Genomic DNA, 25,575 nt, shown 5'->3' on the forward strand with positions numbered 1-25,575 from the left:
AATAGAAAACTTTTAATCTCTAAAGTTATATTTGGGTTTATATTCTGAAAAGGGTCTTGCTGCTGGCAAGACTTTTTTATTGCTCTTTTTTACATTTAAAATACAAAAAAATGTATTTCAACTTTGTTTATTTGTAGAATTGTTTTAATTTCGAACCGTCCACCCTTTGTGAATTATGAAACTTCTAATCGCTTCTGCTTTTCTTTTATTTTCCGGTTTCCCTTTGGAAAATCCTAGGGCCTCTGCTCAACAAAATACTGAACTTAGTTTTTTGGTAGAATCTTCGATTTCATTCAACAGGCTTATTATTAATAAGATAAAATCTTCTGAATCAAGAGAAGAAGGCCTCAATGAAAAAGAATTGAAGTTCGAGCCCCTGACCATGGTGGAAATGAACATGGCCAGAAACTTAAATTCGCATTGGGTTTGGCCTGAGTACACATTGGAAATGATTGACAGTTATTCTCCTTTTTTGTTTAGGACTAAGAAAAGTCAAGAATTGGAAGAGGTGACAATCATGCTAAATGTGAATTCGAAAGGAAGAATTTCCGGCTTTGAAGTACTTGGTGAGGTGGATAAAGGCACCAAAGAAAGACTGGATCACATGATTCGAAAAATGCCAGTCTGCAAGCCTGTTCCAGGTTTTGAATCCTATACCCCTTCGATTTTTGAATTGACGATCAAAAAATAAACGTTGAAAGTAGTCCCAGTCTTAGCAAGAACTACAAAGAAAATATTCATTGAAAATGCTCGGTATTGCACCGGGCTTTTTTTTTAAGCGGTTGGGTAGCCCAGCGAGTCAGTATTTATTTTTACACACCAACCTGATCCTTTACCATGAAAAAAACAATCTTGTTTTCAGCAGCTTGTCTTGTATCAGGACTTGCAGCTGCGCAGGTAAAATCTTTTCAAGCAGAAAAGCTTTTCCCTGAAAAAAATTCCAAACTGAAATTCCATACCGTTTCTGGCGAGAGGCATGGACCTTCATTTTTTAAAAAGTTTGAATTCCCGGAGGTAGAGTACACTCCTCAGGAAAAATTGACTTTCGATAAATACCATACGGTAGATGTCATGTACCACTGGTACGAAAAATGGGCTCAACAATTTCCTGAAATAGTGGATTTGTATGTAGTGGGAGAGTCTTACGAAGGTCGTCCGATTTATCAAATGACCATCACTAACAAAAAGACGGGAAAAGACACCAACAAACCAGCTGCTTATTTTGAAGGTGGGAGGCATTCCGGAGAAATTACTTCCAGCGAATCCATCCTATGGTTGACCCAGCATTTGTTGGAAAATTATGGGAAAGATTCTGAGATTACTGCTTTGATTGACTCCAAAGCCATTTACCTACGCCCACAGAATAATCCTGACGGCTCCAATCTATATCTCTACACAGAGCAAAGAAACCGAAGTACCGTAAAACCGGATGATACTGACCGGGACGGATTGATCGATGAAGATCCGGAAGAGGATATGGATGGGGATGGAGTAATCTATCAAATGCGTAAAAAGGCAGTTACTCCTGAAGAAAAAGAGAAGGCCAACTTTATCATTGATCCCCGTGATCCAAAAGGCAGGCTGATGAAAAGAACTTTTCCCGGAAAGGGAGAATATCTTATGTACACAGAAGGCATTGACAATGATGGAGATGGCAACTACAATGAGGATGGCATTGGAGGATTGGACCTTCACCGAAATTATCCTGAAAACTGGAGACCCAATACTGGAGGCGACTTGACCGGTAGAGGATTCACCCAGTTTGGGGCAGGCGAATATCCCTTAAGTGAAATTGAAACTAGGCATACCGCGCTGTGGGTGCTTAGTCATCCGAATATTTCAGTGGCAAATTCCATGGATACTCGTGTGCCTATGCACTTGCGACCACCATCTACCTCTAAGTCTGAAGAAAGAATGTATCCTGAAGATTTGGCGATTTACAAGGAGATTGATGAGTTGGGGCTTTCCTATACCAATTATCCTTGGGCAGGGGATGTATATGAAACCTATGCTACTCGCTACAAAGTAAACTCCATGACCGGGGATCCACTGAAGCCGGAGCCATTGTTTGGACATGGGCCAGATTTTGGATATTTCTATTACGGAAGTATCTGGTACGGAGATGAGCTTTGGAATAATGGAGCCATGAAAGACTACGACGGGGATGGAATCTACGATGACTATGATGGTCTGATGTGGGATGATGAAGCCAATGGAAGCAGAGGGTTCAAAGTTTGGACTCCATTTACTCATCCTACCTTGGGTGAGGTGGAAATTGGAGGGTTTCATCCTAAGTTTTTTGGGCAAAATGGTCCACCATGGCAATTGGAAGATTGGGCCAAAAAGCAGGCTCAGTTTAATCTTGCCATGGCGAAAAGACTTCCTCAGCTGACTATTTCAGATTTGAAAGTGAAAAAGGTAGCTAATGGTGAATATGAAATTACGTTGGAATGGTCTAATACCGGAAAGCTTCCGGTGGCATTGGAACAAGCCAAACTGGTAAAAATTGTCCAGGAAGATCGGGTTTCCTTGGAATTTGACAAGGAGTTGACCAAAGGATACGAAGATGCCAAACTTAAAATCACCAGCCCGGATCTTTATGACAAAACCATCTATGCCGGATATACCGGAGTTGGAGAGAAAAAGTCAGCTACTTTCAAAGTAAAAGTAGAAAGCACCGAACCTGTAAAAGGCAAGATTAAGCTTTCTTCTACCCGTGGCGGATATCTGGAAAGAGAATTTACCCTAAAACCCTAATTATAACTACAGATGTATTTCAAGCGAATTAGCTTGGGTCTTTGGATTGTTTTTGCTGCGCAATTGAGTTTTGCGCAGCAAAAAAGATCCCTGACTCATGCGGACTATGATGGCTGGGAAAGTCTCTCGGCAACTAAAATCACCAAAAACGGTCAATATGTTGGCTTTCAAGTTTCCCCTCAGGAGGGCGATTCCAGATTTGAGGTTTTTCCTTATAAAAACCCAAGCCAAAGAACTGTAATTCCCCGCGCTTCTGCGGCCTCATTTACCCCAGACGATGCGTTTTTGGTAGGAAAAATCGTCCCCCAAAAAGACTCCGTCCGGTTGTTGAAGTTGCAAAAAAAGAAGAGTGACGACCTTCCCAAAGACAGTTTGTTTATTTTCAACTTGGCCTCGGGTGATTTGGAAAAACTCCCAAGGGTAAAGTCCTTTGGTATTCCAACAGAAAAAGGTAGTTGGATTGCTATTCATTTTGAAAAGGAACTTCCAAAAAAAGCAGATCCAAGCGACTCCACTGCCAAGGCTGAAAAACCCAAAAAGACAGACGGAACCAAGCTTTTGGTCCGCTCTCTGGACGGCTCAAAATCTTGGGAGTTTGAGCGGGTGAAGTCATATTCTTTTGCTCCGAATGGAGATTATTTCCAATATACTTTAGCCGAAGAAGATACTTTGGACAACAGCGCAGTTTATGTGCTTAACCTTTCCTCTGGAGAGAGTAAGTTGGTTTTGGAAAAAATGACAACCTACTCCAGTACGACATTTTCTCCTCAGTCGGCAAAGTTGGCGCTGATTGCGACAGATGATTCGCTGAAGGCAAAAAAGCCTTTGCATACGCTCTATGTCTATGATATCAAGTCCGGAACCATATCCAAGAAACTGGAAAAGGCAGAATTGAAATTTAATCAAGGTCGTATCAGCCCGGATGGAAGTATAAGGTTTTCTGAAGATGAGAATCGGCTGTTTTTTGGAGTTTCGCCAGATTATAGGGACTACGCTTATGCGAATGATACCACCATTTTGGATGAAGAAAGAGTGAGTTTGGATATCTGGGGATGGCAGGATGCTGAGATCCAACCTATGCAGTTGAAAAACAAATCCCAGGAGGAGAGAAAGACTTATTGGTCGGTAATGGATCTGAAATCAGGAGCGGTAGTTCAACTTGCGACTCCAGAGATAGACATTATCACGCTGGAAAATAAGATCAGGCATGACATTGCTTTGGCTTCTTCAGATCAAGCATATAGAAGAAATTACAGCTGGGATATTCAGATTGGAAGAGATTTGTATGTAGTTGATTTGAAAACAGGTGCCAAAACTCTGATTGAGAAAAATGCCTCAGGATTTGCAAGGCTTTCCCCTGAAGCCAAGTATGCCTATTGGTACGATGGCAGAGACAGCAGCTGGGTAGCCTTTGATTTGGCTGCCAAAAAGAAAATCAATCTGACAAAAGCTCTCCCTGTTGGTTTCTATGAGGATTTGCATGATTCCCCATCACTGCCTGGTAGCTATGGGACCGCAGGTTGGTTATCGGGTGACGCCGCATTTTTGGTGTATGACCACTTTGATATTTGGAAAATTGATCCCAAAAATCCAGCGGCAGCGATCAATTTGACACAAGGAGAAGGAAGAAAAAACCAAATCGTTTTCAGGAGAGAGAGTTTGGAGTTTGACGAGAGATCGATTGACACTAAATCTCCTTTGATCCTTTCTGCTTTCAATGAGACTACCAAAGATGCAGGATTTTTTTCCGGAGATATTGAGGGAAAAAATGCTCCAAAACAGTTGCTTATGGCACCTGCCAGCTTCAATGGTTTTACCAAAGCCAAAGAATCTTTAAATGTTTTGATAAGGAGAAGCACCTACATCGAGAATCCTGATCTTTATCTCACGGATTTGAGCTTCAAAAATTTGACTAAAGTTTCCAATTTGAATCCTCAACAAGAGGGTATCAAATGGGGGAGTGTTGAATTGGTTTCTTATTTGACTACTGATGGAGATCCTCTTCAGGGATTGTTGTTTAAGCCAGAGGGATTTGATCCCGGTAAGAAATACCCAATGATGGTTTACTTCTATGAGAGAAACAGTGACGGTCTTCATAATTACAGAACTCCGGCACCAAGCCGATCTACCATCAATATTCCGTTTTTTGTGAGTAATGACTATCTGGTATTTGTACCGGACATCAAGTATGAAATCGGTCTTCCCGGACCAAGTGCTTTCAACTGCATCATTCCTGGTGTCCAGGCAGTGATCGCCAAGGGCGGCGTGGATACGGAGAATATGGCCATCCAAGGACAGAGTTGGGGAGGATATCAGGTAGCTTATTTGATTACTCAAACGAACATGTTCAAGGCAGCAGGAGCTGGTGCTCCTGTGGTAAATATGACCTCAGCCTACGGCGGAATCCGCTGGGGTACAGGAATGAGCCGAATGTTCCAGTATGAACAAACTCAATCCAGAATCGGTGGTACGCTGTGGGAGAAGCCGATGTATTATTTGGAGAATTCCCCACTATTCATGATGGATAGAGTGCAGACTCCTGTATTGATCATGCATAATGACGAAGACGGTGCCGTGCCATGGTATCAGGGCATAGAGATGTTTATGGCCTTGAAGCGATTGAACAAGCCGGCATGGTTGCTTCAGTACAATGGGGAGGATCACAACCTAACTCAAAGGAAAAACGCCAAAGATCTTTCCGTTCGATTGAGCCAATTCTTTGATCACTATTTGAAAGGAGCTCCTGCACCACTCTGGATGACAGAAGGTCTTCCAGCCGTGGAGAAAGGTAAAACCTTGAAATACGAATTGGGCAACTAAACGAAAGCCCCGGATTCTGAAGAATCCGGGGCTTTTTGTAATACTAAATCACGATTTTTAATCTATCAAACCGCCACTGCAGCCTTGATATGTGGATGAGGATCGTATCCGACTAATTCGAAATCCTCGTATTTGAAACCAAAAATATCTTTCACTTCAGGATTGATTTTCATAGTGGGTAATGGGCGGATATCCCTGCTCAGCTGCAATTCTGTCTGCTCTAAGTGATTCAAATACAAATGGGCATCGCCGAAGGTGTGGATAAATTCCCCAGGCTCAAGATCACATACCTGAGCAATCATCATGGTGAATAAGGCGTAGGATGCAATATTGAACGGCACACCCAAAAATACATCCGCACTCCGCTGATAAAGCTGGCAGGACAGTTTCCCCTCAGCCACATAAAACTGAAACATGGTATGGCAAGGAGGAAGGGCCATTTGATCTACGTTAGCCACATTCCAGGCACTGACTAGATGTCTTCTGCTGTCGGGCTTGGTTTTGATTTGATGGATGAGATTTTTGATCTGATCGATTTCTCCGCCTTTTCCATCAGGCCAGTGTCTCCACTGATACCCGTAAACCGGACCTAAATCTCCATTTTCATCAGCCCATTCGTCCCAGATGGAAACTCCGTTTTCTTTCAGCCATTTGATATTGCTGTCACCGCGAAGAAACCAAAGCAACTCTATGATGATGGAGCGTAGGTGAAGTTTTTTGGTGGTGACTACCGGGAATCCATCGGCTAGGTTGAACCGCATTTGGTGTCCAAAAATGCTCAGGGTTCCAGTCCCGGTACGGTCAGATTTCTTCACTCCTTCACGGAGAATTCTTTTCATCAAATCGTGATATTGCTCCATTTTTTTCTATTGGATTATTGCCGGCAAGATACCAAGTTCACTTAAAAATAGGAATCTCAATCCAACAAAGATCTCCTTAATCGATTTATATTGTCCGACGATTGTCTTATAAAATCTATTTTGCTAAGCCGCATGTTTACCAGGTCTGGAGCGAATATTCTTTTTGGTTTTGCCATCTTGTGTTCCATCCTGCTGCTTTCTTTAGGGCCAAAACTTAGGTTTGATTACGACTTTGAGCAGTTTTTTCCCGATTCGGATGCTGACTTGACTTTTTACAGAGAATTTTCCAAAACCTTCGGCACAGACAATGATTATTTGCTTTTGGCTTTTGAAAAAAGAGACGAAGAGGGGCTCTCTGATTTTTTGATCAACTTAAAGACTTTGCAGGAAGACTTGGAGTCCTCGGCTCAAGTAAATACAGTCTTAAGCGTTTGGGATATTCAAAAACCAGTCATAGGACTTTTTGGATTGAGAGTAATACCTGCTTTGGAGGTAAAGGAGGGAGCAGTAAACTGGAATATAAACCCGAATGATCTTAAGGGTACGTTTTCCTCAAAAACGGGAGATTCTTGGTTATTACTGGTAAAAAACCGAGCTGGGATTAGTAAAGAGGAGGGAGATCTTCTCTATCAAAAAATCAGAGGGCATATTGAATCGTCTCCACTTCACCTAAAGGCAGTGGCTGGAAAGATCCAGACGCAAGGGGATTTTGTGGTCTTGATGCAGCAGGAGTTTGGGATGTTTTTTGCCCTATCTCTCATTCTAATGCTGGGGTTATTGATCGCAGTATTTCGGACTTGGTGGGGAGTACTGATACCAGTTTTGGTTTTGGGGATTGGAGTGCTTTGGGCATTTGCCTTGATTTTGGGGATAGGCAAAAGTCTGGCGCTGATGTCCGTCATGCAGCCTACTATTTTCTTGGTTGTGGGACTGAGCGCTTTGGTACATATTTTCACCCATTTTCAAAAGAAAAGGAAATTGGGTCTGGCTCATGAGCAAGCAGTGCGGGAAAGTTTTCAGGAACTTTTTGTGCCTGTTTCCCTAACTGTTTTGACCACGGCTTTGGGTTTTCTTTCCCTTTATTTCACCACGATTCCCGCATTGAAGGATTTTGGTTTAACCACAGGAATTGGAATTTTGGCTGTCTTTGCTGCGGTTTTGGGCTTTGCACCTTTTCTGCTTTATCGTCTTGGAAAGAGCACAAAAACCAAATATTCATTTTCATCTGCGGAGATTGGAATGGCTCCATTTTTCATCTGGATAGTAGGCAATCGAAGATGGATTCCTTGGGCTTTCCTGAGCCTATCGGTCTTTGGAATTTGGGCGGGAAATCAAATCCCCGTCAACGGATTTCTATTGGACAATTTGCCAGAAGATCATCCGATCCAACAGGATTTTATCTTTTTCGATGAGGAGTTTGGGGGTTCTAACCCCATAGAAATTTACCTTAAAACAGGCTTGAATTCCAGTTCCTTGGTGGAATATGAGGTTCTTCAGCAGATAGAAACAGTTGAACATAAGCTTCAGGAGCTTTTTCCAAAAGCAGAATTCATTTCGCCGATTACCTTGGTAAAAGCACTCAACCAAGCCCAAAATCAAGGTTCGGAACGTGCTTTCACTTTTCCGTCTCAGGGGCAATTTTTAAGGATGAAGAGCTATCTGGGGCGATTTATCGATAGAAGCGGCAAAGAGGTATTAACCCTAGACCGCAAGGAAGGAAGAATAGGAGGGAGAATCCCAGACTTGGGGACTTTGGAAATGGAAAGAAAGCGGGCGGAATTTTTCAGCTTCTTAGAAAATGAAGTAGATCAGGATTTACTCCAAGTCCGCTGGACCGGCACTTCTTATTTGATTGATCAGGGGCACCAAACCGTGACTTTACAGATGGCTCGAGGATTGGGAGTGGCCTTCTTGTTGGTCGGTTTGATCGCTGGAGTTTTGTTTCGGTCTTGGCGTATTTCTTTCATTTTATTGATTCCAAATGTGGTGCCTTTGTTGTGGATGCTGGGAGTCATGTATTTGCTAGGTGTGGAGTTTAAGCTCACTACTGCAATTCTTTTCACGGTGGCTTTTGGGATCGCTGTGGACGATAGTATTCATTTCATGACTCGTCTACGTCTAGAAATGAGTAAGGGAAAAAGCTTGTTTTATGCTTTGAAAAGAACATTTCTGGAGACGGGAAAGGCATTGATTTGGACTACGGTGATTTTGGTCGCAGGCTTTTCCTTGTTTTTGTTTTCCAGGTTTGGGGTTACTTACTATTCCGGCTTGCTGATCGGCACATCTTTAATTTTTGCATTGGTAGCAGATCAAATTCTACTTCCTATAATGCTGATGCCTATGAAGAAAGTCTGGGAAAAGAAGCAAGAAAAAAAGGCTTATTCCGGCAATTGAAATGTAGCAGAAACAGGGTAATGGTCTGAATAATCCACTTCCCTATGAGTATGAAAATAAACAGGGTTAAGTTCTGGACTGGCGAAAATATGATCGATTCGAAGGAAAAACAGGATTCGGTTGAACGTAAATCCAAATCCCCTTCCCGCCAATTCAAATGCGTTTTTTAGCTTTTGACTCAGCTTGAAATAGGCGTAAGAATAGGGGATTTCATTTAGGTCTCCCATCAAAATTACCGGGTGAGGGCTGTTGCTTAGATGTTCGAAAAGAATATCCAATTGCTCGGCCCGGGCCATACTGCCACGGTGAAGTTTTCCCAGAGTTTTTCGATACACTTGCTTTGCTTGATCATAATTATCCAGAGCCTCAGCTTGTATGGCCATGGATTCCAGATGCGTATTGTAAATCCTCAAGGTGTCTGAACCAACCCGGATGTCGGCAAACATCGCCCCATTGGAATATTTGGTGTCAAACACGACTCCATCATGAACGATTGGGTATTTGGAAAAAATAGCCATGCCTAAGGAGCGTCTATCGCTGTTTCCTTCTCCTGCTTGATAGCTGTATTGGTATTCGCCTTCCTTGCTCAAGATCTTGAGAGAGTTTTTGGAAGGGGAGGTGTTGTCTTGGTAGAATTCCTGAAATACTTTGATGTCAGCGGGATGATCTCTAAGCCAGGTATAAATATTTGGGTCAAATTCTCCTGTAGTTCGTCTTTTGTAGTCAAACATATGGGCATTGTAGGTCAATACACGAAGCCCGGGTTCATTTTCAGAAGAAGAGTGAAATTGATAGGTGATTACAAAGAATTTATACCCGATAGCCAAAGCCAAAAGAGGAATCAAAGCTGATTTTTTCCATGAAATAGCCAAAATGATAAAAAGAAAAATATTGACCGCGATGATTACCGGGATCAGGAAAGGTAATAAACCTACGTAGGGGAAATTTGTGGGCGAAACCAAAACGCTCAGATAGAGTGCCATGGTAACCAAAAATACTATCCAGCAAATATATTTCATCAAAAATAATAGTGGTTTGGATTTCGTGAGCTTCCTTGGGCAATTTTAGGTCCAAAAAACCTAAAATTCAAAGTTGTTTATTCGAAGGTGCTATTTGCCCAAGGATACGGCAAAAATATAGATTCGTTTCTTTTGGCCTCTTGTTTGATTTGAATCCATTAACTTACCTTTACGTAAATACCCTATCGTCTATCAGCTCATCACCGACATGAAAAAGAACATTTTGTTTGTCCTAGCCACTTCCGCCGCAATGGCTTTTTATGGTTGTGGTTCCAAAAACACGGAAACAGCCGAAACCTCAGAAGCTGCAGTTGAAGAAGCCTCTGAGGAAGAAAAGAGGCCTAGCCCATTGGAGGTAAAAGAAGGTTCCATTGGCGCAAAATCAATAAAAGTTCAATACGGGTCTCCTGCGGTAAAAGGAAGAACCCTTTGGGGAGATTTAGTTCCTTACAATGTAGTCTGGAGGACAGGAGCCAATGAGGCGACATTTATCGATGTGCCTCAGGATATTACTGTGGAAGGAAAGCCACTAGCAGCTGGCAAGTATTCCTTGTTTACCATTCCCAAAGAAACGGGAAAATGGACTGTCATTCTGAACTCTGACTGGAATCTTGAGCATGGACATTTTCAGTATGATGAAAAAAATGATGTGCTTAGAGTAGAAGTGACCCCAGTTTGGGAAGAAACCACCACAGAGCGTCTTTCCATTGATATTGAAAGCCCGGGTTTGGTTATCCGTTGGGACAAATTAAAGCTTCCAATTACCATCCAATAGTTAATCTACTCATCGGTTCTTCCGGGGAGTTTTCTTTTCTAGCTAATTTTTTTTTAGTTTTCCTTTCTGGTACAAGAAGTTCTGGTTTGAAATTCCTGTGCCCTAGCTATTTCACCCCAAGCAAGCGTATGAAATTTCTTTCCTTTATCCTGGTATTCCTGATGACGGTAGCCTTGGCTATTGTCATTTCCATACCACTCGGACAGATTCCTCCCATTGCTCCTTTGTTGGATCCCAATCATGGATTTTGGCAAAACACCCTCAGTGAAGATCAACTGGCGAAAGAGGAAATTTCCTTGAAAAACCTATCAGCTCCAGTGGAGGTAGTGTATGATGAAAATCTAATCCCCCACATTTTTGCTCAAAATGAGGAAGATCTCTACCGAGCTCAGGGATATGTGACCGCTCAGCACCGGCTTTGGCAAATGGAATTTCAGACCATGGCAGCTGCAGGCCGAATATCTGAAATAGTTGGTCCGATGGCATTGGACTTGGATAGAATGACCCGGAGAAAGGGTTTGGCTTTCGGAGCTGAATTGGGATTGAAATATCTACAAGAAAAAGACCCGGAGACATTGGCCTTGGTAGAGGCATATGCTGACGGAGTGAATCAATATATCGCACAGCTTAATAATGCAAGGCTTCCGGTAGAATATAAAATTTTGAATTATAGACCAGAACCATGGTCTGCCTTTAAATCCCTGCTATTGCTCAAATACATGTCTGACATGTTGGTAGGAGACCGGGATCTGGAATTCACCAATTTGAAGGCAATTTTGGGAGAATCTAAGCTCAACAAGCTTTTTCCTGAATTTCCTAAGGATAATGACCCGGTGATCGAAGCAAGCAGGGTCTGGGATTTTACCCCAATTGCTATAACACGTCCAGATAGCATTGCCTATCCTATGGAGCAATTAATCGCATCACCTCTTCCTCAGCCTGTGGAGGGTGTAGGCTCAAACAACTGGGCAGTAGCAGGCAAAAAGACCAAAAATGGTAATCCAATTCTGGCGAATGATCCTCACTTAAGTTTAAATCTCCCCTCTCTATGGTACTCCATGCAGCTGACTACTCCCCAGCATTCCGTAAAAGGAGCGACCTTACCTGGTGCTTTGGGTGTGATTTCCGGATTCAATGAAAATATTGCTTGGGGAGTAACCAATGCGACCAAGGATGCCAGAGATTGGTATAAAATTGTATTTCAGGACGAAACCAGAGCTACTTATAAGTACGGTAACGAATGGAGACCCACTCAATTTCGGGTTGAGGAGATAAAAGTAAAAGGAGAAGCAACTTTTCTGGATACCGTAGTCTACACTCATTATGGCCCAGTAGTCTATGACAAAAGCTTCCGAGGAGACCGACAAGACACCAATTTTGCCTTGAAGTGGACCGTGCACGAAGGTTCAAATGAGCAAAAGACCTTCATTCTGATGAATAAGGCAAAAAATCATGCAGATTACAATGCTGCTTTAGACCATTACGCAGCACCTGCGCAAAACTTCGTCTTTGCGGCAAAGAATGGAGATATAGCTTTAAGGATTCAAGGTAAATTCCCTCTAAAATGGAAAGGCCAGGGGAAATACTTTATGGATGGATCCAATCCCAAAATGGAATGGCAGGGATATATCCCAAATTCTCAGAATCCCAGCACCTTAAATCCTGAAAGAGGATTTGTCTCCTCCGCAAACCAACACCCAGTAGATCCTTCTTACCCATATTATGTATTTGACAATTCTTACGAGCATTATCGAAATCGAAGAATCAATAATAGTTTGAGAGAAATGGAGCAGATCACGGTGGAGGACATGAAGAATCTTCAATTTGATGATTACAATCTTCAAGCCGCCGAAGCATTGCCTGTGATGCTCAGATATTTGGGCGAGCACAAAGCAGGTACTCCAGAAGCCGAGAAATACTTGAAGGAACTTTCGGATTGGAATTACAAAGCTGCTCCCAATCAAAAAGCTCAATCACTTTATTCAATTTGGTTTGCCGAAACCGCCGAGAGCGTTTGGCGGGATTTGAGAAGCTATGATGTGCCTCTGGTTTCTCCAAACTCCTACCAAACTATTCAATTATTGACGAATTCACCTAAAGACTCGGTTTTTGATATCAGAAATACAGAGGCATTAGAAACAGCAGAATTTCATGTCAGAGTAGGTTTTGATTCTCTTTTGGTAGCTATGAAAAAGTGGGAAGAAGAGGAGGGGGATTATTCATGGGCAAATTATAAAAAGACCACCATCCAGCATTTGGTACCAACTTTCAAATCATTCTCGGTATCCAATATTTACACGGGCGGTGGTTCGGGTATTGTCAATGCCACGGGAAGCCGTCATGGAGCAAGCTGGAGAATGGTAGTTGAGTTGGGAGACGAAGTAGAAGCTTATGGAATTTACCCTGGTGGACAATCTGGTAATCCAGGCAGTAAATATTACGCTAATTTTATTACCAAATGGGCTAATGGAGAATATTTGAACTTTAATCTCCGCACTCCAGATCAAACCGATGGTGTCTTGTTTAAAACCAGCTTAAAGTAATCAGAAATGAGATTTATTCTATTGACTATTCTAGTGGTACTGTTAGTGGTCTTCTTGGGGCCTTTAGTGCCTTTTTGGGGCCTGATGATCGGTATTGGGCTTTTAAGTGCACTGATCCTACCCACAGGATTTGGTGGGTTTATGGGAGGTGGATTAGGAATGGGGTTTACTTGGGTAGGAATCAGCATTTATCTGGGTTTGACCTCAGCGAGTGCCTTGCCAGACAAAATGGGAGAATTATTAGGTGGGGTTTCAGGGATGACTTTGGTAGGAGTGGTTGGCATTTTAGGCTTTTTATTAGGTGGCTTCAGTGGATTATCAGGAGTTCTTTTTAGAAAAATGATCAAGCCGAGCCCTAGAAATATTTACAGAGGTTAAGAACTAGTTTTTTGAGTATATTTTTCCACCAAAATTTCTTCAATTATTTTTCCAATTTCGCATAATGAGTACCTTTGTTACTCATTATTCCGGGATTTTTTATGTTAGAATCTTTGATCACATCCAAGACCAGGCTGAGGCTTTTGGTCAAGTTTTTTGTCAACTCCCAAAATCATAGCCATTTGAGGGGCTTGGCTGAGGAGTTTGGAGAATCCACCAATGCTATTCGTAAAGAACTGAATAATCTCACTCAGGCCGGGATTTTGGTAAAGCATTCGGATAAAAACAAAATTGAATATCAGGCAAACGTCAAGCATCCGTTCTTTACTAACATCCGGGATATTATTCGAAAGTATTTAGGTCTGGATATGCTATTGGAGCAGATCTTGGAAAGAATGGGAGAAGTGGAGCAGGTGGTACTAACCGGTGACATTGCCCGCGGTAGCGACACTGGGACTATTGACGTACTGGTAACCGGAACGAACCTGAATGATGAATATATCAATCATTTGACCAAAAGAATTGAACAGCTGATTGACCGTAAAGTGCTGTTTACCTTGGCCACTGGAAGAATTTCTTCTGGAGGACTCATTCTGTTTGATAGACAGGCAGGAGTTTGATTTTTTGACAATTTAAATGCCTTGGTAGGTTCCGATTGGGACTGAAAGGGCGAAGCTGTATCTAGATTGACATTATGTTAGGGAAATTTTGCAACTTTGACGTCTTGAATTCGGAATTGAAAAGCAAACTAATTTATCCACTTGTTTTGAAAAAATTTTTGGCTTTTGTCCTGATCTTTTTGGGATTAGGACTTATTGGATTTGCTCAGAGCCTGAGCAATTTAAGTACTCTAAAGGTGGACAATCTATCTGATGCTCAAATTGAACAGTTGATCAAGAGAGCTGAAGCCAGTGGATTGACAAGTTCGCAGCTGGAGTCCTTAGCTCAGGAGCAAGGTCTTTCACCCATTGAGGCAGGTAAACTCCGAGAAAGAATTTATGGGCTAAAAAGAAAAACCTCCGGGTCAACTGGTGTTAGTACTTCAGGTATGAGGTCATATGCCAGCGATGGAATGGAAAATGATCCATTTGACTCCATTAGAAGAGCGGATCCATACTATGATCTGACTCCTTATCAAAAGAAAATATTTGGCTACAAACTCTTTCATAACCGAAATCTCGATTTTAACCCAAGCTTAAATATACCCACTCCACAAGGCTACGTCATAGGAGGAGGCGATCAGATGTTGATCGATGTTTATGGAGTTTCTCAGCAGTCCTATGATGTAACCGTAACTCCCGAGGGTAGAATTATGATCCCAAATGTAGGAGTGATTCAGGTAGGAGGTAGTACAATTGAGGCAGCCAGCTCAAGGATCAAATCTGCATTGAGTAGGATTTATTCAGGTTTGGCAGGTAGTAATCCTAATACTTTTCTTGAGGTCAGAATAGGAAATATTCGGTCCATCAAAGTTTCAATGGTTGGCGAACTGAGCAAGCCGGGAACTTATACTTTACCATCTTTTGCGACTGTGTTCAATGGATTGTTTGCTGCGGGTGGGCCTAATGAAAACGGTGCATTTCGAAATATTCAGGTATATCGCGATAGCAGGCTTGTGGCGACAGTTGACATTTATGAGTTTCTCACCAAAGGTGTACAAAGTTCAAATATTACCCTTCAAGATAATGATGTTGTAATTGTCCCGCCAGTTCAGGCAAGGGTTGAAATCAGCGGTCTAGTTCGCCGGGAAGGTTTTTTTGAGGTTAAACCAAGTGAGCATTTGACCGATTTATTTGTGTACACCGGAGGATTTTTGCCAAATGCGTATAGGGATAGAGTGACTGTCAGAAGAATTGAAAATAAAGAAAAAAAGATTTTTGATGTCACTAAGGAGGAGTTTGATTCTTTTTCTCCAAAGGATGGTGATGAAATATTGATTAGCGAATCTTTGACTCGATTTTCCAATCGAGTTCAAATCGAAGGAGCTGTATTCAGACCCGGGGAATATTCCCTGGAAAATGGAGAGCTAACTGTAAAGCAATTATTAGAAAAAGCAGAAGGACTAAGACCGGAGGCCTTTGTAAATAGAGCAACTCTCTACAGGACCAATTCAGATTTAACTTTGGCTGCTGAGTCGCTGGATTTAAATGGGATTCTGAATGGAAGTTCACGTGATATTTCCTTGAAGAATGAAGACTTGTTGTTTATTCCGAGCAGATATGATATTCAGGAGGAGTTATATGTGAAGATTTCAGGAGAGATCAATAGCCCAGGAACTTATCCTTATGCCTCTTCCATGACCGTTGGTGATTTGATTCTCAGGTCTGGAGGTCTTTTGGAATCAGCAACCAATTCTTCCATTGAAATTGCTCGAAGAGTCAGGAATGCATCAAGTCCAGGTCGGATTGCTGAGATTATTACCTTGAACATTAATCCAAATTTGACCTTGACAGAAGCAGAGAAGAATATGCCTTTGCAAGCTTTCGATCATGTATTTATCCGAAGAAGTCCGGGGTTTGAAAGGGAACAATTGGTAAGAATCTCCGGTGAGGTGATTTATCCAGGTGAATTTGCTTTGGCCGGTGCCAATGAAAGAATTTCCGATGTGGTGAAAAGAGCTGGAGGCTTGACTCAATTTGCTTATCCAAAAGGGGCGAATTTAGTCAGAAGGACTTTATATTATAAAGGATTGACTGAGGACCAAAAAAGGGAACAGACATTGAAAGAGATGCGATCCAATTTGGACCCCGAGAAGTTTAGAAAAGGGAATGAAGCGGAGAACCTGCTTTACGAAAGACTGGATAAAAAACTAACCGAGCTTGAAACCAATAGAGCAGAGGAGGCAATGAGACGGGAGAAGGCTAGGTTTAATCAATTTTTTACCCAAGATAGTGTCGCCTTAGACTCTGCGGTAAATGCCCTGAGAAAGAAAGAACAGGATTTGGTAGGGATTGATTTGGAAAGCATTTTGGCAAATCCCGGAGGTCCCGAAGATTTGATCCTTCAGGAAGGAGACATTATCCAAATTCCAAAACAACTTCAAACAGTCCGGATGATTGGAGAGGTCTTATTGCCGACAACCACCCGATTTGTAAGAACTCAAGGACTAAGAGGCTATATTTCCAAAGCTGGAGGATTTTCAGAGAAAGCGCGAAGAAGCAAGACCTATGTCATTTATGCCAATGGAGATGCTCGAAGAACCCATTCTTTTTTGGGATTGAAGTTTTATCCAAGTTTGGAACCGGGAGCGGAAATTGTTGTCCCTGAAAAACCATATCGTGAAAGAATCACTGCAGGTACTTGGATTGGAATTGCTTCCAGTCTTGCTACCGTTGCCATTTTGGTTCAAACCTTAGTGAATAATTCCAATTAATTAAAAATTATGAAAATTGCTGTTGTAGGAACTGGCTATGTAGGCCTAGTTTCGGGAGCATGTTTTGCGGATGTCGGGATTGATGTCACCTGTGTAGACATTGACCAGAAAAAGATTGATAAGCTCAAAAATGGGATTATGCCTATATATGAGCCTGGACTGGAAGAAATAGTCGTAAGAAACTATAAAAGCGGGAGACTTCATTTTAGTACCGACCTGGGAGAAGCAATTCAGGGTGCAGAAGTTGCTTTCATAGCAGTAGGGACACCTCCAGGGGAAGATGGTTCTGCAGACTTGAAGTATGTCTTGGCAGTGGCAGAAGAAATAGGTACGAAAATGACGGATTATATTGTCGTGGCGACCAAGAGCACTGTGCCGGTTTCTACAGGGGAGAAAGTTAGAGCTACCATCCAATCAGCATTGGATAAGAGAAATTCTGATTTGCCATTTGCGGTAGCATCCAATCCAGAATTCCTGAAAGAAGGCGCTGCTGTTGAGGACTTTTTGAGACCAGACCGAATAGTGATCGGGGTAGATGATGAGCGTGCTGAGAAAATTATGCAGCGCTTGTACAAGCCATTCCAGCTCAGCGGAGAAAAGATTATCTACATGGATATTCCATCTGCAGAGATGACTAAGTATGCTGCAAATGCCATGTTGGCAACCAAAATCTCATTCATGAATGACATCGCGAATCTTTGCGAAAGAGTAGGAGCAGACGCGACTATGGTCAGAAAAGGGATTGGTTCGGACCCGAGAATTGGAACCAAGTTTATTTATCCCGGGGTAGGGTATGGAGGATCTTGTTTTCCGAAAGATGTCAAAGCCATCATCAAGACAGCCAAGCAGTATGGTTATGATCTTAGAGTTTTACAAGCGGTAGAGGATGTTAATGAGGATCAAAAGTTCATCCTAGCAGCTAAGGTGAAAGCTCATTTTGGAGATGACCTTTCTGGGATGACTTTTGCCATGTGGGGCTTGAGTTTTAAACCCAACACCGACGACATGAGGGAATCACCGGCTGCAGTGATCATCGACGAACTGCGAGCTGCTGGAGCTAAGATAAAAGCCTATGACCCTAAGGCCATGGACGAAGCAAGGGAACATTATATTTTCGACAAGGTGACGTATTGCAAGGACGCTTATGATGCCTGTGTGGATGCCGATGCTTTACTTTTGGTGACTGAATGGTCTGAATTCAGGATCCCAAGCTGGGATGCTGTAGGCAAGCTTTTGAAAAACAAAGTAGTCTTCGACGGAAGGAATATATACGACCGAAAATATTTAGGAACCTTAGGGTTTACTCACTACGGAATTGGACTTAAATAATCTGGTTTACCAATGATCATTGCTGGGGCTGGAGGACATGGTAAAGAGGTTTTGGCATTGATCCGAATGTTAGAACCAAAGCTGCCTTCTTGTATTTTCTTCGACCAAAACCAAGAAATCCCTTCAACATTAGACCGAGTTAAAGTCATAAAATCAATTCATGACCTTCAATCTTCCTTAACCAAATATTCAACCTATTTCTTAGGAGTCGGAAATCCCGAATGGAGAGAGAATCTTGATCTTTTATTGTCAGAAAACGGAGGAGTTTTGGGGTCAATTCATGCACCAACTAGTGTGATTCAATCCGAATTGAGTTTTGCTGATGTCATGTCATTTGGGTTTGTAGGCCCAATGGTCCAATTAGGCAGGGGGGTATTAGTCAATACTCGGGCTCAAGTCCATCATGATTGTCAGATCGGAGATTATTCTGAAATAGGACCAGGAGCAATAGTTCTTGGAAATGTCAGAATGGGAAAAAAATGCAGGATTGGAGCTGGTGCGGTAATTCTTCCGGGGATTGACTTGGGAGATGAAGTTATCGTAGGTGCTGGCGCAGTAGTGACAAAAAATATCCTAGCTGGTGAAGTGGTAGCTGGAGTGCCTGCGGCGTCAATAAACTCAAGAAAAACCAAAAACATATAAATTTTAAGTAACCCTCCCAATCATCTAGTAAAGATTCACTAATGCAAATAGATTCAGAACAATGGGATCTTATTATAGAGCCAAAAAACAAACTTTTTGACCTTAAACTCAAGGAGGTTTGGCGATATAGAGATTTACTTTTTTTGTTTGTCAAAAGAGATATTGTTTCCTTTTACAAGCAGACCATCCTTGGCCCTATTTGGTTCTTTATCCAACCTATTTTTACTACCCTGGTCTACATGTTCGTTTTCGGCAATTTGGCCGGATTATCAACTGATGGACTTCCCCAGCCGCTATTTTACCTAGCGGGGATTACTTCCTGGAATTACTTCGCTGACTGCCTGAATAAGACTTCTACAGTATTTCGGGACAATTCAGCAATTTTTGGAAAGGTCTATTTTCCCAGAATTGTGATGCCTCTGAGTATTGTCATCTCAAACCTCTTGAGATTTGGTGTTCAGATGCTTTTGTTGCTTGTAGTCGTTGGTTATTATTTACTATCAGGGTTATCTATTTCCTGGGATTTTCATTTGTTGCTGTTCCCGGTATTTGTTTTGGCGATGGCGATGCAGGGATTGGGGTTAGGAATGATTATTTCGTCTCTGACTACGAAGTATCGGGATTTGGTGTTTTTGCTGACTTTTGGAGTTCAACTCCTAATGTATGCGACGACTGTCATTTATCCTTTGTCTAGCCTGAGTGGGAAGTTATATTATTTGGTGGCTTTGAACCCAATGACCTTCATCATTGAAGGAATTAGAAAAAGTTTACTTGGAGTGGGAGTCTTCGATATTTATACTTTGACCTACACCTTAATTACATCTATTGTTTTGTTTTTTGTCGGATTGGTGATTTTTAATAAAGTAGAAAAAAGTTTTGTGGATACTATTTAAATAGGATTTAAGTTTCAAATGCCAATTGCAATTAAAGTAGAAGAAATTTCTAAAGCCTATCAGTTGGGAGAGTTTTCATCTGGTACTTTATCTAGAGATTTAGAACGTTGGTGGGCTTTATATAGAGGACGCGAAGATCCTTTTTTGGCTGTTGGTGAGACCAATGACCGATCGCAAAAAGGAAAAAGTGATATCGTTTGGAGTCTAAAGGATTTAAATTTTGAAATTCATCAAGGCGATGCGGTTGGTATTATCGGAAAAAATGGAGCAGGAAAAAGTACTCTCTTAAAGGTCTTAAGTCAAGTTACTGCCCCGACAACAGGTAAAATTAAAGTTAAAGGAAGAATAGCCAGCCTTTTAGAGGTTGGCACAGGCTTCCATCCTGAATTGACTGGTCGGGAGAATATTTTTCTGAACGGTGCGATTTTGGGGATGCGGAAAAATGAAATTGCTCGAAAATTCGATGAAATCGTTGATTTTTCAGGGGTGGAGAGGTATATCGATACCCCGGTCAAGCGATATTCTTCTGGAATGTATGTACGATTAGCCTTTGCAGTTGCTGCCCATCTGGACAGTGAAATATTGATTGTCGATGAAGTTTTGGCTGTTGGGGATGCTGAATTTCAAAAAAAGTGCCTCGGTAAGATGGGGGATGTCAGTAAGGGCCAGGGTAGAACGGTTTTATTTGTAAGTCACAATCTAGCTAGTGTAAAACAATTATGCACAAAAGGATTGGTAATGAGAAATGGCTCTTTGGTTTTTAATGGGGATTCCTCAAATGCAATAAACTACTACTTAAAAGAAGAAAAGAATTCCATAGTAAGAGACCTTTCTTGCTTAAAAGACAGGAGTGGTAACGGTTCGGTGACATTTAAAGAGTTTTATCTTGAGAATGAGGATGGAGATTTGATAAATACTATTTTGACTGGGCAAACCATTTTCTTTTGCTTTAAAATTGAAACCAATGTGGCCAACTCAAAGATTGATTTAGGTTTTTCAATTCATTCTGAGAGTGATGAGTCTTTATCTGTTTTATATAGTTCTTATCAAAATATCCTATTTAATTCCTTTGAAACAGGAACAAGGGTAGTGAAATGCAAGATTTCTGAATTTCCATTTGTTGAGGGTGCGTATTCTATTGGGGGGAGGTTACTCAATAATGATATTGAAGCAGATTGGCCCAAAGATCGTATAGGAGAAATAACTGTAGTAAAAGGTGATTTTTATAATACTGGTAATCTTGGTATTAAAGGTAAGGCGCAATATTTGATAAAAGGAGAATGGTTAAGTCATTGATTAAAAGTTTTGTAGATAAACTTACCCCAGCCCGGCTGAAACATTATTATCGGTCTGACATAGAAAGAGAACTTTTGTTTGGTACTATTTCGTATTCGCAAGAAGGTGAAGATTTATTATTACAGAGAATTTTTGAAAATAAGGCAAGCGGGTTTTATGTAGACGTAGGCGCACATCATCCAGAGAGATTTTCCAATACTTATTTGTTTTATAAAAAAGGCTGGAGAGGGATCAATATTGATGCTATGCCAGGAAGTATGAGACCATTTGAGGAGTTGAGACCTGATGATGTCAATTTGGAAGTTCCAATTTCGGATAAGGCACAAAAATTACTGTATTATGTTTTTGACGAAAAGGCCTTGAATTCTTTTTCTGGTGAAAATGCTGAAAAATATATTTTAAATGGATATAAAGTAGAAAAGAAAATTGATCTTTTCACCAAGCGCCTTGATGAAGTTTTGGATAAATATCTTTCAGACGGGCAGACCATAGATTTCCTTTCTATTGATGTAGAAGGTTTAGATTATCAAGTTTTATGCTCAAATGATTGGAAGAAATATAGACCCAAAATTGTTTTAATAGAAGAATTGGCGAGTAAATCATCGGTCGAGTTCCCGAAAGAAGGGCTGAGCTATAGATTTATGGAGGAGAATGGATACAAACTTTTTGCAAAAACTCTGAATACTTTGTTTTTCAAAGACAATCTGAACCCATGAGGACCCCGATTCTTTTTTTGGTTTTTAACCGACCAGATACCACTAAAAAAGTTCTTGACCGGATAAGGGAAATCAAGCCTGAATTCCTTTATATAGCGGCTGATGGACCTCGTCCTGATAAAGAAGGTGATGTTGAAAAGTGTCAAGCAGTTAGAAAATTAGTATTGGATGAAATAGATTGGGAATGTGATATAAAAACCAATTTTAGAGATCAAAATCTTGGCTGTGGAAAAGCAGTCAGTCAGGCAATTTCTTGGTTTTTTGAACACGTCGAGGAGGGTATTATTTTGGAAGATGATTGCTTGCCTCATCCGTCTTTTTTTTCCTATTGTGATGATCTATTGTCATTTCATAGAAATGATGATCAGGTGCTTATGATTTCGGGAAATAATTTTTTGAGTGGAAAAGTTAATATTCCTTGGGACTATTATTTTTCTTCATTTGTTCACATTTGGGGATGGGCTACCTGGAGGCGAGTGTGGAAAGAATATGATTTAAAAATGGTGAATTTGAATTCAAGCCAACTCAAAAAGCAGCTTGATCAAAGGTTTGGAGATAGAAGAATTTCTGAGCAATGGATAAAAAACCTTAGTGCATGCCAAAATGGGGAAATTGATACTTGGGACTATCAACTTCAATATTTGGTTTGGAACAGGAAGGGACTTACAGTTATGCCTAAGAATAACCTTGTTTCAAATATTGGTTTTGGTCCTGAGGCGACACATACCACGGAAGAATCAAAGTTTAGTAATTTACCATCAGAAGCTCTATCCCTTAAAACTAGACCTAAAAACTTTGCTGTTTTTGAAATCGCAGACAAAATTGCTATCGAGGAACTGTATGGAAGGCAAGATGATGAGGTTAGGAATAAATCATTTTTAGGAAGAAATGTATTAGACCCTTTAAAGACTTTTTTGGGCAATGCATTCCCTAAGTTTCTTTTGAAATATCGAGCCTATCGTCAACGCTAGGCAGTCTAAAAATGATATAAACTATAGAATATTCAACATAAAACTATCAGGTTTAAAGCGGTCTTTGAAGCTTATGAATTCTAATTTTTCAATGTAAAGACTTTAGAAGAGCTTGATTTAAAAAGTATTTGATTAAGATAATGAAGTGTCGTGTTTGTTCGAAGCCGGGTATAAGCCTTTTTAAAGCCATTGTTTTAAAGAGATACCACGTTGAGTATTTCAAATGTTCTTCTTGTGGATTTATTCAAACAGAAGATCCTTATTGGTTAAGTGAAGCCTATGAGTCAGCTATTACTCAACTAGACATAGGGCTAGTCTCCAGAAACCTTCATTTTTCAGAAGTACTTAGGGGATTTTTTGATCATAGAATCTTCAATGATAACGGTGTATACTTGGATTATGCGGGTGGTTATGGTTTGTTTGTCAGAATAATGCGGGATTTAGGGTTTAATTTTTACAGACAGGACACTTATTGTGAAAATTTATTTGCCAAACATTTTGATTTGGAGGACCTACCCCAAAACCAAAAGTTTGATATTTTGACTGCATTTGAAGTTTTTGAACACCTCCCAGATCCGAAAAGCGAACTCAAGAAGATGTTGGATTATTCTGACACCTTGGTTTTTTCGACTTTACTTCAACCACATGGGGACTTGACTCCTGAAAATTGGTGGTATTTTGCCCCTTCAACTGGGCAGCATGTGTCTTTTTATTCCAAACCCTCTTTGGAATACTTAGCAAAAGAATTTGAGCTAAACTTTTATTCCAACGGATCAAATCTTCATATTTTTTCTAGAAAGCAGCTATCCTCTAATCCTTTTATAGAGAATGAAAAATCTTTTTTGGAGAAAGTTCTTTTGAAAATTGGTAGAATAGTTAAATCAAATGCATCAAAAGTGGAAAGGGAAAGCTTGACTCAGAAAGACTTTGAATATATAAAGAGCATTCAGTAAAATGAGAATTCTTCTAGACCCAGAAATTTTTTCACTTCAAAAATTCGGAGGGGTTTCAAGATATTCGGCAGAGATAATCCAATTTCTTTCTAAGAAGAGAGATGTTGAGCTAATTTGTCCTATTTACTTCACTGAAAATTTGCATTTAAAGCAAAATAAAATTGCTAAATTTTTTAAGTCTGCTTTACCAAAAAGAGTTAAAGAGTACTTGAAAAGAAGGGGACAAAATGAATTTGAAGATTATTTGAACCAAGGATCTTTTGAGGTTGTAGTGTCTACTTACTATACAAAATCCTTGGTCAACTATTCTGGGGATAAGCCTTTTATTTTGACTTTGCATGATATGATTCATGAGAAATATCCTGAATTAGAGAAGGATAGTTCAATCATTCAAGACAAAAAAAAACTTATAGAAAAAGCCACTAAAATTATTGCAGTCTCAGAAAATACAAAGAGAGACATCATTAATTTATATCCAGGTGTATCCCAAGATAAAATTGAGGTAATTTATTTAAGCCATTCTCTTCAAAAGAACAAATCTGGAATCAAAAGCTTTTCTTTGGTGGATCTAGATTCAGACTTTTTACTTTTTGTGGGAAATAGGGCATACTATAAAAATTTCAACTGGTTTATTCACTCGATAAGTGATTGGCTAAAAGCCAATCGAATGCCATTACTTTGTTTAGGAGGAGGATCATTGACCAAAGATGAACTACAGGTTGTTTCCTCACTAGGATTAAGTGAACTGGTCAAGCAATATTCCTTCGAAGATGAGGAATTATACACTTTTTATAACAAAGCTTTTGCTTTTGTTTTTCCGTCAAAATATGAGGGTTTTGGAATACCTGTCTTGGAATCTATGTATGCAGAATGCCCTGTTGTTTTACCTAATCATTCCTCTTTCCCTGAAGTGGCAGGGAATGCAGGAGTATACTTTGATTTGGATGACCCAAAGTCCTTAGTTGCTCGCTTAGATGACCTATTAATGAATAAAATATTCAGGTCTTCCATAATTGAAAATGGGAAAAACCAAGTGAAGAAATTTTCATGGGGGAAAACGATGCAAGAATGCCTTTCCTTATATCAATCTGCGGCAAAGCCTAATCATAACCCACTTTGATAAATAATAAAATTTCAGTCATCACGATCAACCTAAATAACTTGGAAGGGCTGAAAAAAACGGTTGAGAGCGTTTTAAATCAAGACTATCCAAATTTGGAATATTTGGTTATCGATGGAGAGTCCAAGGATGGGAGTCAGGAATACCTCCAAGCTCAAGTTTCTGGTATTGATTACTTGCTCTGCGAAAAGGATTCTGGCGTTTACGAAGCCATGAATAAAGGAATCAAGAATGCAACCGGAGATTATTTGATTTTCTTGAATAGTGGGGATTTTTTTGAAAGTTCGAAATCGCTTTCCAAACTAATTCAACAATCGAATGGAGAAAATTTGGTTTTTGGAGATATCGAGGTTGTAGAATCAGAAGGGTCCTATGTCAAAAAATATCCCGACGGGCTGTCTTTTAGATACTTTTATTACGATTCTCTTCCTCATCCCGCCTGCCTGATTTCCAAAAGTCTATTTGACGAGATCGGTATGTATGATACCGAAATGAAAATTGCTTCCGATTGGAAGTTTTTTATGCTTGCGGTTATAAAAGGTGGGTGTAGCTATCGTCATGTACCTGAAGTTATCTCCGTTTTTGACGCGCAAGGAATGAGTTCTTCCCCTTCTAATTCAGATGCCTTGGAGCGGGAGAGGAGACATACGCTTAAGAGATATTTCAATATCAATTATAAGTTCTACAGCATTTATTTGAAGGTTCTTAGAAAGAGCTTTTACAAAAAAATATAATT

Annotated in this window: 20 protein-coding genes; 18 read left to right on the forward strand and 2 right to left on the reverse strand. The window is 40.5% G+C overall.

Going from position 1 to position 25,575, the window contains the following annotated elements; translation table 11 throughout:
• The first annotated feature begins 175 nt into the window (after positions 1–175).
• The 3 genes from G458_RS20625 to G458_RS0111890 all read left to right on the forward strand — a co-directional run bounded on the left by G458_RS20625 (position 176) and on the right by G458_RS0111890 (position 5,577).
• Entirely contained in the window at positions 176–691 is a 516-nt protein-coding gene (locus tag G458_RS20625; RefSeq protein WP_051287211.1) for a hypothetical protein, read from the forward strand.
• A 146-nt stretch (positions 692–837) separates the two neighbouring features.
• Entirely contained in the window at positions 838–2,757 is a 1,920-nt protein-coding gene (locus tag G458_RS0111885; RefSeq protein ID WP_026952107.1) for a M14 family metallopeptidase, read from the forward strand.
• A 12-nt stretch (positions 2,758–2,769) separates the two neighbouring features.
• Positions 2,770–5,577, forward strand: a complete 2,808-nt coding sequence (locus G458_RS0111890; protein WP_026952108.1) for an alpha/beta hydrolase family protein — start codon at positions 2,770–2,772, stop codon at positions 5,575–5,577.
• 65 nt (positions 5,578–5,642) lie between these two features.
• Here G458_RS0111890 and G458_RS0111895 read toward each other — a convergent pair whose 3' ends face one another.
• Complete coding sequence (locus G458_RS0111895) at positions 5,643–6,437, reverse strand: thymidylate synthase (protein WP_026952109.1); 795 nt, start codon at positions 6,435–6,437, stop codon at positions 5,643–5,645.
• 132 nt (positions 6,438–6,569) lie between these two features.
• Between G458_RS0111895 and G458_RS0111900 the strand changes: the two genes are divergently transcribed.
• Positions 6,570–8,831 carry an efflux RND transporter permease subunit gene (locus tag G458_RS0111900; RefSeq protein ID WP_026952110.1) on the forward strand — a complete coding sequence of 754 codons (2,262 nt, stop codon included), beginning with the start codon at positions 6,570–6,572 and terminating at the stop codon, positions 8,829–8,831.
• Here G458_RS0111900 and G458_RS0111905 read toward each other — a convergent pair.
• Positions 8,816–9,850 (reverse strand): endonuclease/exonuclease/phosphatase family protein, encoded by a 1,035-nt coding sequence (locus G458_RS0111905; protein ID WP_035468101.1) that lies wholly within the window; start codon positions 9,848–9,850, stop codon positions 8,816–8,818. The two genes, G458_RS0111900 and G458_RS0111905, sit on opposite strands and share 16 nt — an antisense overlap.
• 208 nt (positions 9,851–10,058) lie before the next feature.
• Here G458_RS0111905 and G458_RS0111910 point away from each other — a divergent pair, with 208 nt between their 5' ends.
• The 14 genes from G458_RS0111910 (at position 10,059) to G458_RS20645 (ending at position 25,573) form a co-directional block, all read left to right on the forward strand.
• Complete coding sequence (locus G458_RS0111910; RefSeq protein WP_026952112.1) at positions 10,059–10,625, forward strand: DUF2911 domain-containing protein; 567 nt, start codon at positions 10,059–10,061, stop codon at positions 10,623–10,625.
• 128 nt (positions 10,626–10,753) lie between these two features.
• Entirely contained in the window at positions 10,754–13,168 is a 2,415-nt protein-coding gene (locus G458_RS0111915; protein WP_026952113.1) for a penicillin acylase family protein, read from the forward strand.
• 6 nt (positions 13,169–13,174) lie between these two features.
• Positions 13,175–13,546: a hypothetical protein gene (locus G458_RS0111920; RefSeq protein ID WP_026952114.1), complete on the forward strand. Its 372-nt coding sequence runs from the start codon at positions 13,175–13,177 to the stop codon at positions 13,544–13,546.
• 101 nt (positions 13,547–13,647) lie between these two features.
• The gene (locus G458_RS0111925) at positions 13,648–14,166 is read left to right on the forward strand and encodes a DeoR family transcriptional regulator (protein WP_026952115.1); all 519 of its coding nucleotides are present in this window, start codon (positions 13,648–13,650) and stop codon (positions 14,164–14,166) included.
• 146 nt (positions 14,167–14,312) lie between these two features.
• Positions 14,313–16,919: an SLBB domain-containing protein gene (locus G458_RS0111930; RefSeq protein WP_035468136.1), complete on the forward strand. Its 2,607-nt coding sequence runs from the start codon at positions 14,313–14,315 to the stop codon at positions 16,917–16,919.
• 9 nt (positions 16,920–16,928) lie between these two features.
• Positions 16,929–18,248 (forward strand): UDP-glucose dehydrogenase family protein, encoded by a 1,320-nt coding sequence (locus tag G458_RS0111935; protein WP_026952117.1) that lies wholly within the window; start codon positions 16,929–16,931, stop codon positions 18,246–18,248.
• Positions 18,249–18,260: 12 nt separating this feature from the next.
• A complete protein-coding gene (locus G458_RS20630; protein ID WP_051287213.1) occupies positions 18,261–18,890 on the forward strand; it encodes a NeuD/PglB/VioB family sugar acetyltransferase in 630 nt (209 codons plus the stop codon).
• A 41-nt stretch (positions 18,891–18,931) separates the two neighbouring features.
• On the forward strand, positions 18,932–19,783 hold the full coding sequence (locus G458_RS0111945; RefSeq protein WP_026952118.1) for an ABC transporter permease: 852 nt from the start codon (positions 18,932–18,934) through the stop codon (positions 19,781–19,783).
• Positions 19,784–19,801: 18 nt separating this feature from the next.
• Positions 19,802–21,079: an ABC transporter ATP-binding protein gene (locus G458_RS0111950; protein ID WP_026952119.1), complete on the forward strand. Its 1,278-nt coding sequence runs from the start codon at positions 19,802–19,804 to the stop codon at positions 21,077–21,079.
• Entirely contained in the window at positions 21,064–21,795 is a 732-nt protein-coding gene (locus G458_RS0111955; RefSeq protein ID WP_026952120.1) for an FkbM family methyltransferase, read from the forward strand. The genes G458_RS0111950 and G458_RS0111955 overlap by 16 nt, the downstream gene beginning before the upstream one ends.
• A 17-nt stretch (positions 21,796–21,812) precedes the next feature.
• Positions 21,813–22,766 carry a nucleotide-diphospho-sugar transferase gene (locus G458_RS20635; RefSeq protein WP_157359767.1) on the forward strand — a complete coding sequence of 318 codons (954 nt, stop codon included), beginning with the start codon at positions 21,813–21,815 and terminating at the stop codon, positions 22,764–22,766.
• A 140-nt stretch (positions 22,767–22,906) separates the two neighbouring features.
• Positions 22,907–23,719 carry a class I SAM-dependent methyltransferase gene (locus G458_RS20640; protein ID WP_051287217.1) on the forward strand — a complete coding sequence of 271 codons (813 nt, stop codon included), beginning with the start codon at positions 22,907–22,909 and terminating at the stop codon, positions 23,717–23,719.
• Position 23,720: 1 nt separating this feature from the next.
• A complete protein-coding gene (locus tag G458_RS0111970; RefSeq protein ID WP_026952121.1) occupies positions 23,721–24,839 on the forward strand; it encodes a glycosyltransferase family 4 protein in 1,119 nt (372 codons plus the stop codon).
• Positions 24,836–25,573, forward strand: a complete 738-nt coding sequence (locus G458_RS20645; protein WP_084438856.1) for a glycosyltransferase family 2 protein — start codon at positions 24,836–24,838, stop codon at positions 25,571–25,573. Before G458_RS0111970 ends, G458_RS20645 begins: the two co-directional genes overlap by 4 nt.
• The last annotated feature ends 2 nt before the right edge of the window (positions 25,574–25,575 follow it).

The organism is Algoriphagus mannitolivorans DSM 15301, from assembly GCF_000429425.1.
Classification (GTDB): domain Bacteria; phylum Bacteroidota; class Bacteroidia; order Cytophagales; family Cyclobacteriaceae; genus Algoriphagus; species Algoriphagus mannitolivorans.

Excerpts from the sequence above, each read along its gene's own strand:
- G458_RS20625 (WP_051287211.1), top strand. The coding sequence starts at position 176 with ATGAAACTTCTAATCGCTTCTGCTTTTCTTTTATTTTCCGGTTTCCCT.
- G458_RS0111885 (WP_026952107.1), top strand. The coding sequence starts at position 838 with ATGAAAAAAACAATCTTGTTTTCAGCAGCTTGTCTTGTATCAGGACTT.
- G458_RS0111890 (WP_026952108.1), top strand. The coding sequence starts at position 2,770 with ATGTATTTCAAGCGAATTAGCTTGGGTCTTTGGATTGTTTTTGCTGCG.
- G458_RS0111895 (WP_026952109.1), bottom strand. The coding sequence starts at position 6,437 with ATGGAGCAATATCACGATTTGATGAAAAGAATTCTCCGTGAAGGAGTG.
- G458_RS0111900 (WP_026952110.1), top strand. The coding sequence starts at position 6,570 with ATGTTTACCAGGTCTGGAGCGAATATTCTTTTTGGTTTTGCCATCTTG.
- G458_RS0111905 (WP_035468101.1), bottom strand. The coding sequence starts at position 9,850 with ATGAAATATATTTGCTGGATAGTATTTTTGGTTACCATGGCACTCTAT.
- G458_RS0111910 (WP_026952112.1), top strand. The coding sequence starts at position 10,059 with ATGAAAAAGAACATTTTGTTTGTCCTAGCCACTTCCGCCGCAATGGCT.
- G458_RS0111915 (WP_026952113.1), top strand. The coding sequence starts at position 10,754 with ATGAAATTTCTTTCCTTTATCCTGGTATTCCTGATGACGGTAGCCTTG.
- G458_RS0111920 (WP_026952114.1), top strand. The coding sequence starts at position 13,175 with ATGAGATTTATTCTATTGACTATTCTAGTGGTACTGTTAGTGGTCTTC.
- G458_RS0111925 (WP_026952115.1), top strand. The coding sequence starts at position 13,648 with ATGTTAGAATCTTTGATCACATCCAAGACCAGGCTGAGGCTTTTGGTC.
- G458_RS0111935 (WP_026952117.1), top strand. The coding sequence starts at position 16,929 with ATGAAAATTGCTGTTGTAGGAACTGGCTATGTAGGCCTAGTTTCGGGA.
- G458_RS20630 (WP_051287213.1), top strand. The coding sequence starts at position 18,261 with ATGATCATTGCTGGGGCTGGAGGACATGGTAAAGAGGTTTTGGCATTG.
- G458_RS0111945 (WP_026952118.1), top strand. The coding sequence starts at position 18,932 with ATGCAAATAGATTCAGAACAATGGGATCTTATTATAGAGCCAAAAAAC.
- G458_RS0111950 (WP_026952119.1), top strand. The coding sequence starts at position 19,802 with ATGCCAATTGCAATTAAAGTAGAAGAAATTTCTAAAGCCTATCAGTTG.
- G458_RS0111955 (WP_026952120.1), top strand. The coding sequence starts at position 21,064 with ATGGTTAAGTCATTGATTAAAAGTTTTGTAGATAAACTTACCCCAGCC.
- G458_RS20640 (WP_051287217.1), top strand. The coding sequence starts at position 22,907 with ATGAAGTGTCGTGTTTGTTCGAAGCCGGGTATAAGCCTTTTTAAAGCC.
- G458_RS0111970 (WP_026952121.1), top strand. The coding sequence starts at position 23,721 with ATGAGAATTCTTCTAGACCCAGAAATTTTTTCACTTCAAAAATTCGGA.